Here is a 22,779-nt window from a genome sequence, read left to right on the forward strand (position 1 = left end):
GCTTTTTCTAAGCTAGCAATTATAGAGGTGTAAAAGTGATGAAGGATGCACAAAAATTTAAAGAAGGAATAGGGTTTGGATTTCTGTATGGACTACTATTCCTTGTTATTATCCTAGTACCAGGAATCGAATTACTAACATTATTTGTATTACCTATACCATTTGTTTTGTACGCTTCACGTTATGGGTATCGCTCTACACTTTTTTTAGGTGGGGTTATCCTAGTTTTATCCGTATTTCTTTCCTTATTTCTGTTTATTGGTACATTACCATTAACATTATTAGCAGTAAGTACTGGAACACTTTTGGGACACGCAATATATCAAAAGCGCCATCCCTATGAAACATGGGCATTAGGATCGGTAGGAGTGACATTCGGTTTAGTTATTATATTTGTGATGATTCAGGTCTTTTCACAGGTAGATTTGATTGAACAATATCAATTAGTTGTTGATGAGTCAGTGAAAACAACCCAGTCAATGGCCGAGTCAACTGGAATCCAATTATCTAAAGATGACATGGAATTAATAGAAAAACAGATGAATCAGATTATTACGCTTTTACCATCTGTATTAGTCTTAGCTGCTATTGTCATAGCTTTTGTAACACAATGGACGAGTTATAAGGTGATTTCGTGGCGTGGTAACAAGCGCTTAGCTTTTCCACCCTTTCGTACCTTTCAATTACCAAAAAGTTTAATTTGGATTTTTTTTATTGCTATTCTTTTGGCATGGTTTCCTTTAGAGGAGACGGGTAGTTTAGCAACAGGTGTTTTAAATACAACGAATTTAATAGGGAATTTACTTTCCTTACAAGGGTTTTCTTTTATATTGTTTTATTGTCATCAAAAACGGCTATCCAATGCATACCCTATACTAATTATTATTTCGAGTGTTATTTTTCTCCCAATCGGTCTTTATATGACAAAAATCTTAGGTATAATTGATATAGGATTTGGTTTAAGGGGAAAAATGGAACAAACAAAGTGAGCTCAGGTCTGGGCGTAGGAGCTGAAAAATAATGCCAGATTTATTTAAGAAGCCAACCTTAAGTTTGCATTTATGGATTATTTATACCTTATCCTTTCTATTATTAGGATTTATTTGGTTTTTCCAGTGGATGATAGGAATTGTGATGACTGTGATCTTGGTGGCTTCACTGTATTATAGTGTACGATCAGAAAAGCATATCTTAAGTGAAACAGAAGAGTATATTTCTACCTTATCTTACCGTGTGAAAAAAGTAGGAGAAGAAGCGCTATTAGAAATGCCAATTGGAATTGTCCTATATAGTGAAGATTACCAGATAGAATGGACAAATCCATATATGAATAAGTTTTCTGAAAGTGAAACCTTTGTTGGTCAATCACTTGAACAATTCTCTGAAGATTTAATTCCAATGATTAAAGAGGGAAAGGAAGACATTTGGATTCACTTAGGTGAAATAGAATTCAAAGTGATAGTAAAAAGAGAAGAACGATTACTTTATTTATTTGATCGTACACAACAAACAGAAATCCAAAATTTATATCACAATGAACAGACTGTACTAGGTATTATTTTCTTGGATAATTATGAAGAAATTACACAAGCAATGGACGATGCATCTAGAAGTCAGATTAACTCAAATGTAACTTCTACACTTAATGATTGGTCTAATGCATATGGAATCTATTTAAAACGGATTTCACAAGAACGATTCTTAGCGGTTATGAACCAACAAATATTACAAAAATTAGAAAAATCAAAGTTTGAAATATTAGACGAAGTAAGAGAATTGGTTTCTGATAACAAGAATGTACCGTTAACCCTAAGCATAGGAATTGGACTCGGTGGCGCATCTTTACCCGATTTAGGTGAATTAGCACAATCAAGTGTTGATTTGGCACTAGGTCGAGGTGGTGACCAAGTAGTGGTAAAAGATGAATCTGGTAAGGTTCGTTTTTATGGTGGTAAAACAAATCCGATGGAAAAACGTACAAGAGTAAGGGCGCGTGTAATCTCTCATGCATTAAAACAACTTGTTCAAGAGAGTGATCAAGTATTAATTATGGGTCATAAATCACCAGATATGGATGCGATTGGGGCTGCAATTGGAATATTGAAAATTGCACAAGCTAACGATATAAGTGGCTCTGTAGTTGTTGATGAAAACGATATTGATACAGGTGTACAGCGGTTAATGGAGGAAATAAAAGAAGATGAAGAATTGTGGTCAAACTTTGTTTCTCCTAATGAAGCACATGATCTTGTAACGAAAAATACGTTGTTGGTCGTTGTTGATACACATAAACCTTCGCTCGTAGTGGATGAGAAATTATTGAGTAAAACAGAGTATGTGGTTGTTATTGATCACCACAGACGTGGCGAAGAATTTATTGCTCATCCAACTCTTGTATATATGGAGCCTTATGCTTCCTCAACGGCAGAGTTAGTAACTGAATTATTAGAATATCAACCAAGTTCTCTAAAATTAAATATGCTTGAATCAACTGCACTACTTGCAGGAATCATTGTAGATACGAAAAGTTTTACATTAAGAACCGGATCCCGTACATTTGATGCTGCATCCTACCTGCGTTCGAAAGGTGCAGATACTATTTTGGTTCAACGCTTTATGAAAGAAGATTTAGATATATATATTAGAAGGAGTCATTTAATAGAGAATACAACCATCTATCGTGATAATATTGCTATTGCACTTGGTGAAAGAGGTCAAACATTCGGACCAGTTATCATCGCACAAGCAGCCGATACATTGCTAACAATGAGCGGAATAAGTGCCTCATTTGTCATATCAGAAAGAGAAGATGGAAGAATCGGGATTAGTGCTCGTTCATTAGGAGATGTTAATGTTCAATTAGTTATGGAAAGCATGAATGGTGGTGGCCATTTAACGAATGCAGCCACACAACTAGATGATACCTCAATAGAAGAGGCCTATGAGCAACTGAAGGAAATCATTGATAATTATCTTGAAGGAGGAGAATAAATATGAAAGTTATTTTTCAAAAAGATGTGAAAGGCAAAGGAAAAAAAGGGGAAGTAAAAAATGTTTCTGATGGTTATGCAAGAAACTATTTATTGAAAAACAATTTAGCAATAGAAGCTACACCAGGAAATATGAAAGCATTAGAAGCAAAAAAGAACAAACAGGAACAATTAGAGCAAGAGGAAATAGATGAAGCAAAGCAATTAAAAGAAAAGTTAGCAAATATGGAAGTTGAATTAAAAGCAAAGTCAGGTGAAAATGGCAGACTTTTTGGTTCCATTACAAGTAAACAGATTGCCGAAGAATTGAAGAAAACACATAAAATTAAAATGGATAAGCGTAAAATTGAATTAGACAATCCAATTCGTGCATTGGGCTATACAAACGTACCGGTAAAATTACATCCAGAAGTGACAGGTACAATTAAAGTTCACGTAACAGAAGTATAATTATACTTCTGTTACGTGGTATGTGAAGGGGGGAATACGTATGAGTGAGTCTTGGGATGAACAACGAACACCACCACATAATATTGAAGCAGAACAAGCTGTATTAGGTGCGATATTTTTAGAGCCAGATGCCATGTCAACTGCTTCAGAATTATTATTACCAACTGATTTTTATCGTGCGAGTCATCAACGTATTTTCCAAGTTATGATGCAGTTATCGGACAAAGGGGAACCCATTGATTTAGTAACGGTAACAACGTCTCTATCTAATGCGAAACAGTTAGATGATGTTGGAGGGGTTTCTTATCTTAGTGATCTAGCTAGTGCTGTTCCAACAGCTGCCAATATTAGTTATTATACAAAAATTGTTGAAGAAAAGGCTTTGTTGCGTCGATTAATTCGTACAGCTACTGATATTGTTACAGAAAGCTTCTCTAAAGAAGATGATGTAGAAGAAGTATTAAGTGAAGCAGAAAGAAACATTTTAGAGGTATCTAATCGCAAGAACAGTGGTGCCTTTAAGAATATTAAAGATGTCCTAATTGAAGTATATGATAATATTGAACAACTTCATCAAAATGATGCAGACATAACAGGTATTCCAACTGGTTTTCGTGATTTAGATAAAATAACTTCAGGATTTCAGCGAAATGATTTAATTATTGTAGCTGCCCGTCCATCTGTTGGTAAGACAGCCTTTGCCTTGAACATAGCACAAAATGTCGCTATTAAAACAGATGAGAATGTTGCCATTTTCAGCTTGGAGATGGGAGCGGAGCAATTAGTAAATCGTATGCTTTGTGCGGAAGGAAATATTGATGCCCAACGGTTACGAACAGGTCATCTGGAAACGGAAGACTGGGGAAAGCTCACGATGGCCATGGGTAGTTTATCAAATGCAGGAATTTTTATAGATGATACACCAGGCATACGTGTGAATGAAATTCGTTCTAAATGTCGTCGATTAAAACAAGAACATGGCTTGGGAATGATCTTGATTGATTATTTACAATTGATTCAAGGTAGTGCTAATTCAAGAGAAAATAGACAGCAAGAGGTTTCTGAGATATCTCGATCCTTAAAAGGTCTTGCAAGAGAATTAAATGTGCCATTAATTGCGTTATCCCAGTTATCCCGTGGAGTAGAATCAAGGCAAGATAAACGACCAATGATGTCTGATTTACGTGAATCAGGAAGTATTGAACAAGATGCCGATATTGTTGGGTTTTTATATCGTGATGATTATTATGACAAAGAATCCGAGAAGCAGAATATTATTGAGATTATTTTAGCAAAACAACGTAATGGTCCAGTAGGTACAGTGGAATTAGCTTTTGTAAAAGAATATAATAAATTCGTTGATTTAGATCATCGTTATCAAGAATCAGATATTCCTCCAGCTGGTGTAGGAGGGTGAAAAACCATCTTGAGTGCATACTCTAGATGGTTTTTTATATTGAGCGTTCTTTAAATAGGCTCTATTATATATGTTGGGGTATGAAAAAAATTAAGCAAAATAAAACACGCAAGCTCCTATATCCTTTACACTTGAATTGACGAAAAACAAACCAAAGGGATAGGAGATGCGTGTATATGCAGTTTAACATGAAATTACCTGGATTAGAAAGTGTCATTGTAACAAAGATGGAGGAGTTGGAGGGAAACTTTTACTTACACGTAAAGTTACCCGTCAGGAAGCACCGTTGTCCAGCTTGTGGGAAGAGGACAAGCCGTATCCATGATTATAGAATACAAAAAGTGCAGCATTTAAAGCTCTTTGAGCGAACCTCTTATTTATTTTATCGAAAGCGTAGATATGTCTGTTCTTGTGGAAAGAGATTTCCTGAGAAGAACCACGTTGTAGAGCGATATCAAAGGCATTCCATCGAATGGAATCAAGCCCTAGGGCTTCGCGTTATTCAGGGAAAAAACTTTAAAGATACTGCGGGGCAGTTCCGAACATCGCAAGCAACAGCGATACGTAGATTTGACCAACTGGCAGCTGCTAGATTAAAAGAGGTGGATACGTTGCCACCAGTAATAGCTATCGATGAATATAAAGGCGATACATCAGAAGGGAAGTACCAAGTGATCGTCGCAAATGGAGAAACAGGCGTCCCCCTTGATATTTTGCCAAACCGTTCGGTACGTACAGTTAAAAAGTACTTAGCGAAAAAGGGATCTCAAGTGAAGATGGTTGTCATGGATATGAGCTACAGCTTTAAAGCAGCCGTAAAAAAAGCCTTAGGAAATCCAATCATTATCGCAGATCGCTTTCACTTTTGTCGGTACATTTATTGGGCATTAGAACGGGTACGAAGACGTGTTCAGAAGGACTTTCATGATTATGATCGTAAGAAGTGTAAACGAATGAAGCATGTTTTCTACAAACGATATGAGGATCTTACGGATAAGCAACATTGGTATTTAGAAAGGTATTTAAGTTTATCAGAGGATTTACGAACAGCCTATGGTTTAAAAGAGGCATTTCGTTCTTGGTTTGATGAAGCGAAGACTGGAACGAAAGATTTAGGTGAGATTAAACAAGGCTTATATCGCTTTTACACCCAAGTAGAAAAGTCAGGCATGGAAGCGTTTATCCAAGCTATTGGTACGATTAAAAATTGGCAACCAGAAGTGCTAAATAGTTTTGCCTTTGGTTATAACAATGGGTTTGTCGAAGGCTTAAATAATCAAACCAAGGTTATTAAACGTAATGCATTCGGCTTTAAACGATATGATCGATTAAGGTTACGTGTATTATTGCATCATCAATATAAAGATTTAGATTTTCAAGTAGGTTAAGGGATAGGAGCAAGTACTCCTACCCCAACATTTGACGTAGAACCTTTAAATAGTAGTAAGCAACCATAAACTCACTAAAAGTCGAACGAATAACAAAAGAAACGTAATAAACGTTCGTTTTATTTGTTGACATATATGCCCCCACTTGGTACACTTAGTTTGGTATTTCATGTGTAAATTAGTATAAAATAATTTATAGATAGTATGTAAGTAAGATAAACGGAGGTAACAAATATGTCATCAGTAGTAGTGGTTGGAACACAATGGGGCGACGAAGGAAAAGGGAAAATAACCGACTTCTTATCGCAAAACGCTGAAGTAGTTGCGCGTTATCAAGGAGGAAACAATGCAGGTCATACAATAAAGTTTGATGGCGTGACCTACAAGCTACATTTAATCCCATCCGGTATCTTTTTTCAAGAAAAAACAAGTGTATTAGGCAACGGTATGGTGATTGATCCAAAAGCAATGGTAGAGGAGCTACAATACCTACATGATAAAGGCGTAAATACGGATAATCTCCGTGTGAGTAATCGCGCACATGTCATTTTACCTTATCATATTAAATTAGATTTATTACAAGAAGAAGATAAAGGAATAAACAAGATTGGTACAACCAAAAAAGGGATCGGTCCTGCATATATGGATAAAGCAGCAAGAACGGGAATTCGTATTGCTGATTTGTTAGATAAAGAAGTATTTCGAGAAAAGCTCGAACAAAATCTTGCAGAGAAAAATCGTCTTTTCACAAAAGTATATGAAACGGAAGAACTAAATGTAGACGATATTCTAGAGGAATATTACCAATATGGTCAAGAAATAGCTAAATATGTAACAGACACATCCGTTGTATTAAATGATGCACTTGATCAAGGTCGTCGTGTTTTATTTGAAGGTGCACAAGGGGTTATGCTTGATATTGATCAAGGAACGTATCCTTTTGTCACATCTTCTAATCCAATCGCAGGAGGAGTTACGATTGGCTCTGGTGTTGGCCCTTCAAAAATTGACCACGTTGTAGGTGTATCAAAAGCGTACACAACACGTGTTGGTGATGGTCCATTCCCTACAGAATTACAAGATGAAGTAGGCGACCAAATTCGCGAAGTTGGTAAGGAATATGGAACAACGACTGGACGCCCACGTCGCGTCGGTTGGTTTGATAGTGTCGTGGTTCGTCATGCGCGTCGCGTAAGTGGGATAACCGATTTGTCTCTTAATTCGATTGATGTGTTAACTGGTATTAAAACCTTAAAAATCTGTGTCGCTTATAAATATAAAGGAAAGATAATGGAAGAGTTCCCTGCTAGTCTAAAAGTCCTTGCAGATTGTGAACCAGTCTATGAAGAGTTGCCAGGTTGGACAGAGGATATTACCGGTGTGACAAACTTAAGTGAATTACCGGAGAATGCACGCCATTATATCGAACGTATTTCCCAACTTACGCAAATACCTTTATCCATCTTTTCCGTTGGTCCAGATCGAACACAAACAAACGAGATAAGAAGCGTGTATAGCTAATCTAATTGTATATCTAACAAAAGGCCTACTATTTAGTAGGCCTTTTGTTATGTTTGCAACTACAATATAAATTGTAATATAACAGGTGATTTGTGGTAAAAGGCTTGGGTAATAGTGACGAAAATCACGGAAATAGGCCTAAATTAGTATATTTTTGGAAGTAATGATACAGTTTTATTACAGTATATTTAAAAGGGTTTAAAAGTATGTATAATCTATGATAGCCTATAATAGGTTTAAATTTAATAGAATGAAAGAGATTTCGTTGTAGGAGGACTAGGGACGATGCGGAAGAAAGAAATAGTAGCAAATGGTGAAGGATTAAAATCAATGAGTCTACTAAAAAAGACAGCTATTACAACTATACTTGGTGTGGGTTTAACACTTAATGTAGCAAGTGCAGACATCGGTCTAGATACTATTTATCATGTTTATCTAGATGGAGAGCACGTTGGAACGGTTGATAACAAAGATATTATTACTTCCTATATAGATGATCGAATTGTAGAAAAAGAAAACGCAAATGATTCGTATTCCTATGCTGTGAAACAGGAAATCTCTTACATACCAGAGCGTGTGTTTAATCCAAACTCAAACAATGAAAAAGTGCTAGATATAGTCCAAGATGATATTTCAATTCAAGTCAATGCATATGAATTACAAATTGGTGGCGATTCAGCGGGCTATTTTAAGGACGAAGAAACAGCCAGACAAGCACTTTATGAATATAAAGCAAAATATGTTGATAAAAAAATTCTAGATCAATTCAAACAACAAGAACAAAAGAATGAAAAAGAGTCAAGTGATAAAGAGAAAGAGCAATCAGGTGAACAAGAACAAACACTTGCTGTAGGAGACTCTACTACATTAGACGTAACTCTATCAGAAAAAGTTTCATTTGAAAGAGAAATAGTAAAAGAAAAAGAAGTTTTAACAGTAGACAAAGGTGTTGAGTTACTTGAAAAAGGAACATTAGAGGATAAGTTACATGAGGTAGAAGAAGGAGATGTCCTCGGTACAATTGCTCAGCAATATGATTTAGACACAGATCAATTATTAGAATTAAATCCTGATCTTTCGGAAGATTCGATTTTACAAATTGGTCAAAAAATTAATGTCACAGCTTATGCTCCTTTTGTAGATGTTATTGTGAAAAAAGAAAAAATGGTCGAAGAAAAGATTTCCTACAAAAAAGAAGTGCAAGAGTCAGATCGGCTGTACAAAGGTGATTCTAAGATAAAACAAGAAGGACAAGAAGGTAAAAAAGAAGTACATTATGCATTAGAAATAATTAATGGAAAAGTAAACAAGAAAAAAGTAGTGTCTGAGGAAGTTACAAAGGATCCAGTAAAAGAAATTGTAGTCAAAGGTACAAAGGTAATTCCTTCTAGAGGTACAGGGAACTTTACATGGCCAACCGTAGGTGGATATGTTTCAAGTCATATGGGACCTCGTTGGGGCTCTTACCACAAAGGAATGGATATTGCGGGTCCAAGCAATCGAGCTATTTTGGCAGCTGATAATGGCACTGTAGTATCTGCTGGTTGGGACAATGGCGGATATGGAAATAAAATTGTCATCAATCATAATAATGGATATAAAACGATTTATGCGCACTTGTCTTCCATTAGTGTTAGACCAGGTCAAACAGTAGTAAAAGGCTCAAAGATTGGAGTTATGGGTACTACTGGAAATTCAACCGGTGTACATTTACACATAGAAGTGTACAAAAATGGCGCGCGTATCAATCCAGCAAGTATATTTTAATTAAATAAATAATTATAAAAAAGAAGACCCTTGTTGTAGAAAAAGCAACAAGGGTCTTACGCATATAGCTAACAGTAATAAAATATGCTAAGCTCCAATAATCAATGTAATGAAAAGACATTTTTGTTAAAGTACGATAGAATATAACTAACGTATGTATGTCAAAGGAGGCTACAACAAATGAGTCAAAAAATATTAGTGATCGATGATGAAAAACCAATTGCAGATATATTAAAGTTTAATTTAGAAAAAGAAGGCTATGAAGTGATTTGTGCTTATGATGGAGATGAAGCCATACGCTTAACAGATCAAGAGAAGCCTGACTTACTTCTACTAGATATAATGTTACCTAATCGTGATGGCAATGAAGTATGCCGAGAGGTGCGCAAAGAGCATAACATGCCAATTATCATGCTGACAGCAAAAGATTCTGAAATTGATAAAGTGCTTGGATTAGAATTAGGTGCAGATGACTACGTGACAAAACCGTTTAGTAATCGAGAAGTCATTGCACGAGTAAAAGCTAATTTAAGAAGACAGCAGCAAATACCAACTGATCATGCAAAATCAAACAAAGATATTCAGATTGGTTCACTGGTAATACATCCAGATGCTTATACCGTAACAAGAGAAGGAACGTATGTTGAATTAACGCATAGGGAATTTGAATTATTACATTATTTGGCGCGACATATTGGCCAAGTAATGACTCGTGAGCATTTATTAGAAACAGTTTGGGGATACGACTACTATGGTGACGTCCGAACCGTTGATGTAACCGTAAGGCGTTTACGAGAGAAAATTGAAGATAACCCAAGTAATCCATTGTGGATTGTTACTAGAAGAGGTGTTGGTTATTATTTACGTAACCCTGAACAGGAGTAGTAAGTAACTATGAAAAAGGTTAAAATTACACAATCAATTCAGTGGAAGATAATTATGATTATGATTTTATTACTTCTACTAGCATTCCAAGTGATTGGTGCATACTTTGCTAAACGATTGCAGCATGAATTAGAAACAAACTTCATCAATAATATCGATGATCGTTTAGAGGTATTAACCTACAATGTCAAAGAAGCATTGCAAGAAGAGAGATCGGAAGATGAAGATGGTAGTGACTTACAGCAAGATATACAAAATATTGTTGATTTGTATGGGAGAAGTGATTCCTATTCCACATTACAAGTAATTGATCGTCAATTTCGAATTATTGGAGCAAACACACAGCAAGAAGATATTGGGAAGATAATAACAAGTGAGAACACCCTTATTCGTAATGCCATTTTGTATAATGTTGATACAGAGACAGTGCAACGTGATGCACACACAGGGGATCGGCAGCTAATTCGAGTGGTTCCTATCTATGATAGAGACCAGTCTTTAGGGGTTATCTATTTAAAGGCTTCCATGGAAGAGGAAGTTTATTCCCAACTAGATAATATCAATAACATTTTTTTAAATGGGGCATTGATCGCCATTGTTATTACTGCTATCTTGGGGGTGCTTGTTGCTAGATCAATTACTAAGCCAATTACTGAAATGCGTAGACAAGCAATGATCATGTCGCAAGGTGACTTTAGCAGAACCGTAAATGTATATGGCAACGATGAAATTGGACAGCTAGCTACTACCTTTAATGATATGAGCAGTAAAATTAGACTAGCAAATCATAAGACGGAAGAGGAACGTAGAAAATTAAGTACGGTCCTATCGAATATGTCTGATGGAGTGATTGCTACAAATGAACATGGCAAGATAACATTAATGAATGAACCAGCTTCCATTTTGATTGATCGATCATTCGAAGAGGTGAAAGGTGAATCAATCATTGATGTATTACAATTAGAAGAGAACACAGTTGATTTATTAGAATTTCAAGATGCTGGTTCAATAACCATTGATTTTAGTGATGATGAACAATTCTTTTTAATTAAAGCAAACTTCTCTGTGGTACTAGATGAACAAGAACAATTTACAGGTCTAATTACTGTTATAAGTGACGTAACAGAACAGGAAAAAGTAGAAAAAGAACGTCGAGAATTTGTTTCTAATGTATCACATGAACTTCGCACACCATTAACCACGTTGCGAAGTTATTTAGAGGCGTTAACGGATGGTGCCTGGGAAGATAAAACCATTGCACCACAATTTCTAGAAGTAACACAAAAGGAAACAGAACGTATGATTCGATTGGTAAATGATCTTTTACAATTGTCAAAAATGGATTACAAAGAACAGTCCATGCATAAAGAGCGTGTCAACGTTATTCCATTTTTCCATCATGTATTAGATCGCTTCGAAATGAATAAACAGGAATCTATTTTAATAGAGCGACATATTCCAAAAGATAGTCTGTTTTTATGGATGGACAAGGATAAAATTATCCAAGTAATAGATAATGTTATTTCAAATGCTATTAAGTATTCGCCAATGAATGGGACGATTGTTTTTCGAGTCATGAAAGAAAGACAACGCATGAAGGTAAGTATAACCGATCAAGGTCCCGGTATTGCACGTGATAAGCTCGATCGTATCTTTGACCGTTTTTATCGGGCGGACAAAGCACGATCTAGACAGCTTGGTGGTACAGGATTAGGACTTGCGATTGCAAAGGAAATTATTACTGCTCACCACGGCCAGATATGGGCTGACAGTGTGGAGGGAAAAGGGACAACGATTGTATTTACGTTACCGCTTATTAATCGAAAGCGGGGTGGAAAGAATGAAGTTTAAATCATGGACAACAATTATTTTAACCTTTTTAGTCGGATTAAGTTTATTATTAACTGCAGCTATTTGGAACTATCAGCCGAGTTATGATCAACTAACTAATGAGGAAGATGTGATTGAAGCACAACTGAATGGAGAGACCCAATCAAAAAAGCAAACCATTCAACCTTCTCAAATCATTTATCATGTAGAAGGACAACCATTACGTTTAGAGTATAAGGAAGACGAAAAAGAATTGTATAATAAAATGCAAACCTGGTCCATATTTGACTTTAGTGCTACGACGATGGAATATCACTCAATTGATAAAATACAAAATTTAGTAGAGGTTATTTTTCCTACAGAACTACCGAATGAAATACTAAAGGATTTGTTTGTGGTAGATGATGAAATCATTCCAAATGGTAGTTTTGATCGAATGTACATTAAATTATCAAACAAACAGGAGGATACACAATTATTATTTGCAAAGGCTGATACTGGTATGGCCATTCGTGCTAGTATTCAGAATTATGGTCAAATAGTAACGTATTTAAATAATTATAGAGACAACAATACAACAAGCAACTATGTGATTTTTGAAAATAGTAATAATGAAAATGTTTATTTGCCAGAAACAGTGAATTTATCATCTTACTTATCTTCTTATAAAGAGATAGAAGTTGATCCGTTTATCAACCTATTATTCAAAACACCTTCTTCAGTGAAAAGTTCTTTTCTTAAAGGAGGCGCAATGATTTATACAGATGGAACAAGAGAGTTAACACGCGACGCCAATCGTATCAGCTTTACTGATCCATCTAATGCGACCAAAATAGATGATAAATCCATTAGTGTTTATCAATTATTAGATCAAGTGCACAATAATTTTATGAATACGCATTTGGGCTTTACTGCAACAGAGCCATTTCGCTTTGTTTTATCAGATTTATCTACAACAGCAAATACGAATATGGTTAATTACACGTTGAGTTTTAAAGGATATCCAGTATATCAAATAGACTCGCTTACGAAGATTTCAGTTCAATGGCATGATCAAAAAATTCACAAGTATACACACCCAACCATTCAATTGTTGGATATTCGAGGACCAGGTCAGCAATCTAGTGTACTGAATGCTTCTAACGTGATATCTATTTTACAAGGTGAAAATTACAAAAATCGCATGATATATGATGTTGCAATTGGCTATAAGCTTGAACAGCAAACTGGTAAACAATTGTACAAATTAACGCCGACTTGGTATGTGCAAGGAATAAGTGGTTGGGAACAACTAGAAGTCCCGGAGCAATGGATGGGGGGAGAAAATAATGCAGTGGGATCAAACTAAATTATTGTTTATTATTTGCTTCCTTGTCCTAGATATATTTCTTATTCAACAATTGCTAACCAAAGAAGATTATAAATATAGTGAAGAATCATCAACAGAAGAAGAAATTGCTTCTAATATTGAGGGGCTAAAGGAAAATGTTTCAGATGAATCATTTGAAGCCCCGTTGATCTATGCGATGAATAAATCATATTCAGAAAGTGATATTACTAGTCTAGAAAAACTCAATAATCAGCAACAAGTAATTGTAAACAACTATTTATTAATTGGACGATTTAAAGAGCCAGTACCGATTAATTTGGAAGATGAATCTTATCAAGAAAAATTAAATGGTTTGATTTTCAATAGCCAGTCTTACACCTTTTGGGGAAAAGATACAAGTAAAGACATTTTAATTTTCTTCCAACAAATCGAGTATCCCATTTTTTATAATAAAAATGCTTTATTATTAATTCAATTAAATGATAATGGAGAAATGATTCAATATGTGCAAACAATGATGGAGAAGGAAAAAGATGATCAACAAGATCCAGAAAAATTAAATTCGCAAATGAATGCAATTTCGACGTTATTTCTAAAAGAAAATTTAATAGAGACTGGCGATAAAGTAACAGACGTTAATTTAGGCTATCACAATTTAATTTCTCTTCCAAATGGAGAGCAAGTATTAAATCCAACTTGGAATGTAGAGGTAAATGAAACAGAAGACTATTTTGTCAATGCTATTGAAGGACACAATTATCCACGTAACAATGATTTTATAGATACAACATATCATGAGTTTATTGACGAAATGCAAGCATCAGAACAAAGTAGCTTATTGTTTCTTCAAACCGAGGATGAGGATGAAGAAGAGGAATTGTATGAAACCATAAAACAAGGTTTATTAAACATCGGGAATACAATAATTGGAGTGGGGAATGAATGACGTTACGTTTTTCAGTATTAGCATCAGGAAGTACCGGAAATGCATTTTATATTGGAACAGATAAAGAAAATATTTTAGTCGATGCAGGATTAAGTGGGAAGCAGATGGATCGTTTATTAACAGAAGCGGGTATTAATCCAGAAACGCTCTCTAAGATACTTGTCACACATGAACACAGTGACCACATTAAAGGATTAGGTATTATGGCAAGAAAGTACAATTTGCCGATCTATGCCAATGAAAAGACATGGAAAGCAATGGGGGACTCAATAGGTAAGCTAACACTAGACCAAAAATTTATTTTTAACATGGAAGAGACAAAGATTTTTGGTGATATCGATGTTACATCATTTGGTGTATCTCATGATGCCGCTGAACCAATGTTCTATACATTCCATCATAATGGAAGAAAAGTTGCTATCGTCACGGATCTTGGCTATGTATCTGAACGAATTAAAAAGACTGTGGAAGACGCCAATGCGCTTATTTTTGAGGCGAATCATGATGTTTCTATGTTACAAATGGGGCGTTATCCATGGAATGTGAAGCGTCGAATTCTTGGTGATACGGGACATGTTTCTAATGATGATTCCGCCTTGGCATTAACAGACATCATCGGTGATCATACGAAGCGAATTTATTTAGCTCATTTAAGTAAAGATAATAATATGAAGGAATTAGCTCGAATGTCTGTAGAAAATCATTTAACGGAGCAAGGTTTTCCGATAGGCGATCAAATTGAAATTCATGATACTGATCCTAATAATCCAACACCTTTGTTTGAAGTCGTTTAAAATTCTCTCAATGAGGCACACTATCGATAAACAAGATAGTATAGAGAGGAAGCGTTATGCGTGGTATACGATGATCAGTATCAACCGAAAAATACCGATCAAAGGAAACAAAAAAGAAAATCGTGGGTTATGCCAAGTTTATTAGGTGCGCTAATAGGGGTCGTATTATTTGTTGCTTTCTTACCTAGTTTGATTCGACACGATATTTTGCCATACCAAATCATTTTACCTGAACCAACCTATCAACGTGAACATACAACGAACACAGATGATACGATATCATCGATAGTAAAACCAATGAGTGTGGATATTTCCACACAGATTACAGAAATCGTTGAAAAGGTGGCCCCAACCGTAGTAGGTATTGAAAATATTCAATCGGCTTCGATCTTTTCAGAAGGAGCTGGAAGAGAAGCGGGCACTGGTTCAGGAGTAATTTATAAGATTCAAGACGATAAAGTGTTTGTTGTAACTAATTATCATGTAGTAGATGGAGCAGATCAAATCGAAGTTATTCTATCTGATGATTCGCGTTTACCAGCAAAATTACGTGGTAGTGATCTTTTTATGGATTTAGCTGTACTTGAAATGGATAGAGGATCAATTGAACATGTAGCAACATTAGGTGATTCTGACCATGTAAAGGTTGGAGAACCAGCAATTGCAATTGGTAATCCACTAGGGCTAGATTTATCAGGTTCTGTTACACAGGGAATTATAAGTGGCAAGCGACGAGCCATTCCCCAAGATTTTAATGGAGATGGACGAGCAGACTGGCAAGCAGAAGTTATTCAAACCGATGCTGCCATTAATCCTGGTAATAGTGGTGGTGCATTAATTAATATGGACGGGCAATTAATTGGAATTAATTCGATGAAAATAGCCCAATCATCTGTGGAAGGAATTGGATTTTCTATCCCGATTAATGATGCGATCCCTGTAATAAAGGAATTAGAGAAGAATGGTCGAATGTCACGTGCTTTCCTAGGAGTGGAAGCATATTCGCTTGAGGATATTGCGCAAGTAGAATGGAGTCGAAGCTTAAAGCTACCTAGCGATGTAACTAGTGGAATCTATCTACAAAGTATTGAAGCAAGATCTCCCGCATCAGAAGCTGGTTTAACAACCTATGATGTCATTACCGCATTAGACGGTGAACCGATTAGGAACATCATTGATTTGCGAAAACATCTATATCAGAAAAAAGAACCAGGCGATAATATGGTGGTTACGTTTTATCGTAATGGAAATAAACAGGAAGTAACAGTGAAACTAGCTGCACAAAAACAATAATAAAACGAGCGGTAAAAAAAGCCGCTCGTTTTATTATTGTTTTTACATATATTAACATAATTAAAAAATTAACCCTTTAATTTACACAGTAAATCTAATAATAATTCACTATTTAAAGTAAGCGAGGAATTTTATAATGAATGAAAGGGCTTTCAAATATCAAACCTTTAGAAAGGAAGGATAATATGAGGAGAAAACGAAATAAGTTTTACAACCGTATGTTATCTGTATTAGCCACTTTCATGTTAGTTAGTTTATTGGGAGTGAGTCAAGTAAAAGCCGAAGTAAATGGAGATGGAACAGATGTCGTAAATGAGAACTATGCGGACCAACTTAGTCTTAAGCCATTAGCACCGGCCTTTAATGTGGAAACATTGCTGAAATGGTCACCTGAAAATGACCCTGATGCAGAATTAAACCGGGCTAGTGTCCCTTTAAATCAAAATCGTTTTAAAGGGTCGCAGGTTAATCCACTAGCCAATCCGAAAGCTGGTATTACTTCTGCTTCCATTACAACATGGAATCATGATAAGGCAAGCTCTGTAGGAAGTAATGAATTCAATGTATACGCCTTTGATAACTGGCAATTACTAGATTCATACATTTATTGGTCAGGTACAAATGAAGGGATTTTTGCCATTCCAACACCGGATATCGTTGATGCCGCACATCGAAACGGTGTGCCAGTCTATGCAACGCTTGGTTTCCCATGGGGGAGCTCTCCTGAAGGGGTTGCAGAAATAGAAGCATTTACACAGCAGAAAGCAGATGGAAGTTTTCCTGTAGCAGACAAAATGATTGAAGTAGCGCAATATTTTGGATTTGATGGCTACTTTTTTAATCAGGAAACATACGGTGTTAGCAAGGAGACAGCAGTACGCATGAATGAAATGATGCGTTATATAAAGCGAAACGCACAACTTAATGTAAGCTGGTATGATGCACAAGATAACAATGGTGTTATTAACTACCAGAATGCTATTAATAGTAAGAACGACATGTATGTAAAACCAGCGGAAGATGGAGTATATGCCGTTGATGAATTCTTTTTGAACTATAACTGGACAACAAGCAAAATTAAAACCACCGTTGATACAATGAACGGTCATCAACGTAATCCTTTTGATGCCTATGCAGGTTTTGAATTACAACAGAATGCTTATAATACAAAAGTGAACACGGATGCACTATTGGATGAGAACAAGCAGGCTAAGGTATCCATTGCACTTTATACACCAAACTCAACCATGGGGATCGCAAAAGATCCAGCTGATTTCCATGAGAAAGAAAAAATTCTGTGGACTGGGCCTCAAGGTGACCCTACACTAGCTGATGATTCTGCCGATTGGAAGGGGATGGCACGCTTTGTGACCGACTCGTCCGTTATTAAGGAGAAGCCGTTTACAACTAATTTTAATAGTGGACACGGAAAACAATATTTTATAAATGGGAAAATAGCCAGTGAACGAGAATGGAATAACCGCTCCATTCAGGATATTATGCCTACTTGGCGCTGGTGGGTTCGCAATGAAGGAAGTAGAATCAATGTTTCTTATGATTTTGATAAGGCCTATAATGGTGGTAATTCATTAGCATTCAGTGGTCCACTTGATCCTGGTTCTATCAATGACACCATGCTTTATAGCACGAAATTGTCTGTAACTGATGCTACAAAGGTCCGTGTTGTTTATCAAAATTCAACAGGCACAGACGTATCACTTGGTGTGGCGTATAGTGAGGACTATGCACAGGATAAGATGAAATATTATTCTTTACCTCATTCAGACTCCGATTGGAAGACAACGGTTGTTGATCTTGGAAAAGATGCTGGTAAAACAGCCTATGCGTTAAGTTTAAAAGTAAGTAATGCTGAAAAAATAGATGACTATTCGATCCATTTAGGTCAGTTGTCCGTCTATGATGAAAAAGCAGCAGCTTTAACAAAGCCTGCAGATGTAAAAATTATAAAGAAGATGCCTAGGACAGCGTTTGAGGCAGAAGCACGCTTGAGCTGGGCTGACAATGAAAATGACAACGACTTATACTATGAAGTTTACCAAGAAAATGCTGATGGAGTAGAAACACTTTTAGGTGTAACACCGAATAACTATTTCTACACGCCGAATATTACACGTACCACTAAAAATGCTACAGCTAATAATATTACCTTGCTAAAGGTGGTACCGGTCAATCGTGATTATGTGCGTGGAGAAGCCGCTGCAGTTCCGTTTAATTGGGGTATGGATACAGATGCAACAGAAATAGAGCAAAACCCTACTTCACCTAATGTTGCTCTTGATGCTAAAGTAACTGATGTGTCAGCGGAAAACGATGCAGAGCCTGCTGTTAAAGCATTAGACGGGACAGCAATTGGTAACAGTAAGTGGTGTGCAACCCATATGGAAAGTGGTTATATGAGCATTGATATTGGTGAAAAGAAAACGATTCGTCGCTGGCGCGTAGAACACGCAGAACATGGCGGGGAAGCAAGTAACATGAATACCGTTGATTTTGAACTCCTTTATAAAGATGATAGCGGGGAGTGGGTTAGTGCTAAAAGGATTACGGATAATACAAAAGCTGTAACCGACATTATTTTAGACCAGCCTATTACAGCAAGAGAATTCAAACTACAGATTCATGATAGCGGGAATTCTCCTTGGGGTGCTATCCGTATTTATGAGTGGCAGATGTTTGAAAATGCTGCTCTTCCTAGAACAGAAAATATTATGATGCATTTTGTCACAGCAGAAAATAATGCTGGAGCCCAAGATCAAGTTAGCATTGATAGAGTTAAAAAGGATGAAACGGTTCGTTTATATAACTCCCTAGATGCAGCGGATGTTTTAGCAGAAACAACAGCTGAACAAGATGGTACTATTACCTTTGATCAGATCGATTTTGGCAATGCTGAATCTGGAAGGATTTACTATACGGTTCAAACTGAAGGTCAAAGAGAAAGCCTAAGATTTAGTGTGGCTTATCTAAGTGAAGAGGTAACAAAGGTCGTTCATCAAATTAACAATTTGCCGAATGTGAACGACTTAACCATTAATGATAAGCATATGGTTAAAGATTGCAAAGTGGCCTATAATAAGCTTCATCCTACACAAAGAAAACAAGTCACCAACCATGACCGTTTAGAGCAGGCTATGGAGCGTATGCAGCAGTTGAAAAAGGAATCATAGAATTTCCCAAAGCTTTATTTTTTTAAGAGAGGTTAGTCCTACGTAGCAGTTATACAAGAAAGGACTAACCTCCTTGCTTACATAAAATCAATGAACTAATTTAATATCGAGTGTAATAACTTTATGACTTACTGTTATTCTATTGCTAGTCAATACAGTTTTTTTTATTGTAGTAATAAAGAAATGAAAGGAAGAAATAAAAGGTATAAAAAAATGATAGCGTTTTCTTATTTCGTATAAATGATTAAAGGAGGGAAAGTATCATGAAAAAAACAGCCCATATTATTTCCCATTCTCATTGGGATAGGGAATGGTATTTACCTTTTGAGCAGCACCGGTATTACTTTATTAAACTGATGAACCATTTAATTGAACAATTTAACCAGAAAGGTAATGCATTTAAATCTTTTCATCTTGATGGTCAAACGGTTCTATTAGAGGATTATTTCGCTGTTCACCCAGAAAATAGAGATATTGTAAAACAATTAATTGAAGAGAAGAAGCTCTACATAGGTCCATGGTACATCTTACAAGATGCTTTTTTAACTAGTTCTGAAGCAAATATCCGGAACTTGCAGATTGGTCTCAGTGATACAAAGACCTATGGCCATGCATCAAAAATTGGTTATTTCCCTGATACATTTGGTATATATGGTCAGGCACCTCAAATTCTAAAACAAGCAAACATTGATACAGCAGCTTTTGGTCGAGGTGTTAAACCTACTGGTTTTAATAATACTGTATCAGATACAACAAATTTCGAATCGCCATACTCAGAGATGGATTGGCAATCTCCTGACGGTTCAAAAGTGTTAGGAATTCTTTTTGCTAATTGGTATTCCAATGGGAATGAAATACCAGCTGATAAACAAGAAGCAAAAGCATTTTGGGATAAAAAGTTACAAGATGCGGAGAAATATGCATCGACCAATCAATTATTATTTATGAATGGCTGCGACCATCAGCCGCTACAAAAAAACATTCCAGATGCAATAGAAACAGCGTCAGCGCTTTATCCAGATTATAGGTTTAAGCATTCAAGTTTTGACGAGTATATAGAGGCATTACAAGACTCCCTTCCCGATCGACTTCAAGTCATTGAAGGGGAGTTACGAAATCAGCGGACAGATGGTTGGTCTACCCTTGTTAATACGGCATCAAGTCGAATTTACTTAAAACAATGGAATAATTATTGTCAAAGCTTACTAGAAAAAGTTGCAGAACCACTTGCAGCGATGAACTTTTTGGCTGGCAATGCCTATCCACACAAATACATTCAATTTATGTGGAAATCATTGATGAAGAATCATCCACATGACAGTATTTGTGGTTGTAGTGTTGATGCGGTGCACCGAGAAATGGTTACTCGTTTTGAAACGGTAGCACAAATGGGAGATGTGTTTATAAAGGAAAAAGCTAAGGAGCTTTCCAGAAATATTGACACGTCTAATACACCAGAAGGCGGTATTCCTCTTATTGTTATCAATACAACTGGATGGAAGAAAAATGATGTCATTACAAAGACAGTTGATTTAGATAAAGTGTATTTCTCACAAATGCCGTTTGAAGAAATACCAGTTTATCTCCAGAATAAAACAACACCAGGATATAAACTTGTCGATAGTGAAGGTAAAATAATAGATTATCAACTAGACGACCCTACTATTGCATTTGGTTATGATTTACCAGATGATCAGTTCCGCCAACCCTATTATGCTAAACGAGCTGAACTGTCATTTTTTACAGAAGATATCCCGGCTTTTGGCTACAAAACATTCTACCTTGTGCCATCAGAGGATCCGATGCAACGGCCAAGACAAAATAAAATGGTAACAGAAAATCATGATACGGAGATGGAGAATGATTATGTACATGTAAGTTTTCATGCGGACGGTAGTTATGATCTAATGAACAAAGTAACGGGTGAGTCCTTCCATCATCTCGGCATATATGAGGATACTGGAGACATTGGTAATGAATATATGTACAAAGAGACTGAGAGGCATCCCGCAATCACAACAAAAGGTGTGAAGGCTGAATTTAAGTTTTTGGAACGAAGTACACTTAGATCAAAACTGGAGGTTACACAAACATTAACTATTCCAGTTTCTGCGGATGATCAATTAGCCACCGAACGAAATTATTTAATTTGGCATAAAGAAAGAGAAGCGGGCAGATCAGAAGAAGTGACAACACTAACACTTCGAACCGTTGTTACCCTTACAAAAGGGATGAAAGGCCCATCCTTTAAGCTAATGGTTGATAATCAAGCAACAGACCATCGTTTACGTGTGTTATTTCCTACAGGTATAGAGACAGAAACACATAAAGCAGATAGTATTTTTGAAATTGTTTCTCGTCCAAATACACCCGAAAAAGAATGGGAAAATCCAAGTTTTTGTCATCACCAACAACGATTTAGTAGTTTAGCAGATAATCAAAAAGGATTGACAGTCGCAACAGATGGCCTACATGAATATGAAATCCTAAAAGAAGATGGCACCATTGCATTAACCGTCCTTCGCTCGGTTGCTGAGCTTGGAGATTGGGGAGACTTCCCAACACCTGAGGCACAATGTCAGGGATTACAAACAGCAGAATGGCAAGTGCTTCCGCATGAAAAAGATGTCATACAGTCACAAGCTTTTGTTGATGCGTATCAGTTCAAAGTTCCACTAGTGCCGGTTCAGGAAGGTATACATGAAGGCGTATGGCCAGAGAACCATCAATTTGTAAAAACGGAAGCAGATGGGCTTGCATGGTCATCCATGAAAGTAGAAGAAGAACGAGAAGATGTAATGATACGTTGGTTTAATCCAGTAGAGAAGAAGTTACCTTTACATGCTACTATCAAAAACTATCAATCTTTTAAAAGTTCCATTCTAGAAGAAAAAACAAATCAAGAAGATGAGCTATATGAAGTAGGAAAACATGAAATTATTACACTCGGTTTTCATAATAAACACTAGGAGTGAGGGAA

General features: G+C 36.3%; 15 protein-coding genes. All 15 read left to right on the forward strand.

What is annotated here, in order from left to right:
- Positions 1-38: 38 nt before the first annotated feature.
- The 15 genes from BN1058_RS00320 to BN1058_RS00390 all read left to right on the forward strand — a co-directional run bounded on the left by BN1058_RS00320 (position 39) and on the right by BN1058_RS00390 (position 22,768).
- On the forward strand, positions 39-989 hold the full coding sequence (locus tag BN1058_RS00320) for a YybS family protein (RefSeq protein WP_090851195.1): 951 nt from the start codon (positions 39-41) through the stop codon (positions 987-989).
- A 31-nt stretch (positions 990-1,020) separates the two neighbouring features.
- Entirely contained in the window at positions 1,021-2,991 is a 1,971-nt protein-coding gene (locus BN1058_RS00325; RefSeq protein WP_090851198.1) for a DHH family phosphoesterase, read from the forward strand.
- A 2-nt stretch (positions 2,992-2,993) separates the two neighbouring features.
- On the forward strand, positions 2,994-3,440 hold the full coding sequence (rplI, locus tag BN1058_RS00330) for a 50S ribosomal protein L9 (RefSeq protein ID WP_090851201.1): 447 nt from the start codon (positions 2,994-2,996) through the stop codon (positions 3,438-3,440).
- 40 nt (positions 3,441-3,480) lie between these two features.
- The gene (dnaB, locus tag BN1058_RS00335; protein ID WP_090851204.1) at positions 3,481-4,857 is read left to right on the forward strand and encodes a replicative DNA helicase; all 1,377 of its coding nucleotides are present in this window, start codon (positions 3,481-3,483) and stop codon (positions 4,855-4,857) included.
- Positions 4,858-5,027: 170 nt separating this feature from the next.
- Positions 5,028-6,245, forward strand: a complete 1,218-nt coding sequence (locus BN1058_RS00340; protein WP_090851207.1) for an ISL3 family transposase — start codon at positions 5,028-5,030, stop codon at positions 6,243-6,245.
- Positions 6,246-6,479: 234 nt separating this feature from the next.
- A complete protein-coding gene (locus BN1058_RS00345; protein WP_090851211.1) occupies positions 6,480-7,766 on the forward strand; it encodes an adenylosuccinate synthase in 1,287 nt (428 codons plus the stop codon).
- 285 nt (positions 7,767-8,051) lie between these two features.
- Positions 8,052-9,533, forward strand: a complete 1,482-nt coding sequence (locus tag BN1058_RS00350; protein WP_090851215.1) for a M23 family metallopeptidase — start codon at positions 8,052-8,054, stop codon at positions 9,531-9,533.
- A gap of 180 nt (positions 9,534-9,713) precedes the next feature.
- Positions 9,714-10,418: a response regulator YycF gene (gene yycF / locus BN1058_RS00355; protein WP_090851218.1), complete on the forward strand. Its 705-nt coding sequence runs from the start codon at positions 9,714-9,716 to the stop codon at positions 10,416-10,418.
- 9 nt (positions 10,419-10,427) lie between these two features.
- Positions 10,428-12,269, forward strand: coding sequence for a cell wall metabolism sensor histidine kinase WalK (gene walK / locus BN1058_RS00360; RefSeq protein ID WP_090851221.1), 1,842 nt, complete (start codon positions 10,428-10,430; stop codon positions 12,267-12,269).
- A complete protein-coding gene (locus BN1058_RS00365) occupies positions 12,259-13,596 on the forward strand; it encodes a YycH family regulatory protein (RefSeq protein ID WP_090851225.1) in 1,338 nt (445 codons plus the stop codon). Before walK ends, BN1058_RS00365 begins: the two co-directional genes overlap by 11 nt.
- The gene (locus BN1058_RS00370; protein WP_090851228.1) at positions 13,577-14,524 is read left to right on the forward strand and encodes a two-component system regulatory protein YycI; all 948 of its coding nucleotides are present in this window, start codon (positions 13,577-13,579) and stop codon (positions 14,522-14,524) included. Before BN1058_RS00365 ends, BN1058_RS00370 begins: the two co-directional genes overlap by 20 nt.
- On the forward strand, positions 14,521-15,318 hold the full coding sequence (locus BN1058_RS00375) for an MBL fold metallo-hydrolase (RefSeq protein ID WP_090851231.1): 798 nt from the start codon (positions 14,521-14,523) through the stop codon (positions 15,316-15,318). Before BN1058_RS00370 ends, BN1058_RS00375 begins: the two co-directional genes overlap by 4 nt.
- Before the next feature lie 60 nt (positions 15,319-15,378).
- Entirely contained in the window at positions 15,379-16,611 is a 1,233-nt protein-coding gene (locus BN1058_RS00380) for a S1C family serine protease (RefSeq protein ID WP_369688237.1), read from the forward strand.
- Positions 16,612-16,796: 185 nt separating this feature from the next.
- Positions 16,797-19,799, forward strand: coding sequence for an endo-beta-N-acetylglucosaminidase (locus tag BN1058_RS00385; protein WP_176694399.1), 3,003 nt, complete (start codon positions 16,797-16,799; stop codon positions 19,797-19,799).
- Positions 19,800-20,062: 263 nt separating this feature from the next.
- Positions 20,063-22,768, forward strand: coding sequence for an alpha-mannosidase (locus BN1058_RS00390; protein WP_090851236.1), 2,706 nt, complete (start codon positions 20,063-20,065; stop codon positions 22,766-22,768).
- Positions 22,769-22,779 lie beyond the last annotated feature (11 nt).

Source organism: Paraliobacillus sp. PM-2 (genome assembly GCF_001368815.1).
Taxonomy (GTDB): Bacteria; Bacillota; Bacilli; order Bacillales; family Amphibacillaceae; genus Paraliobacillus.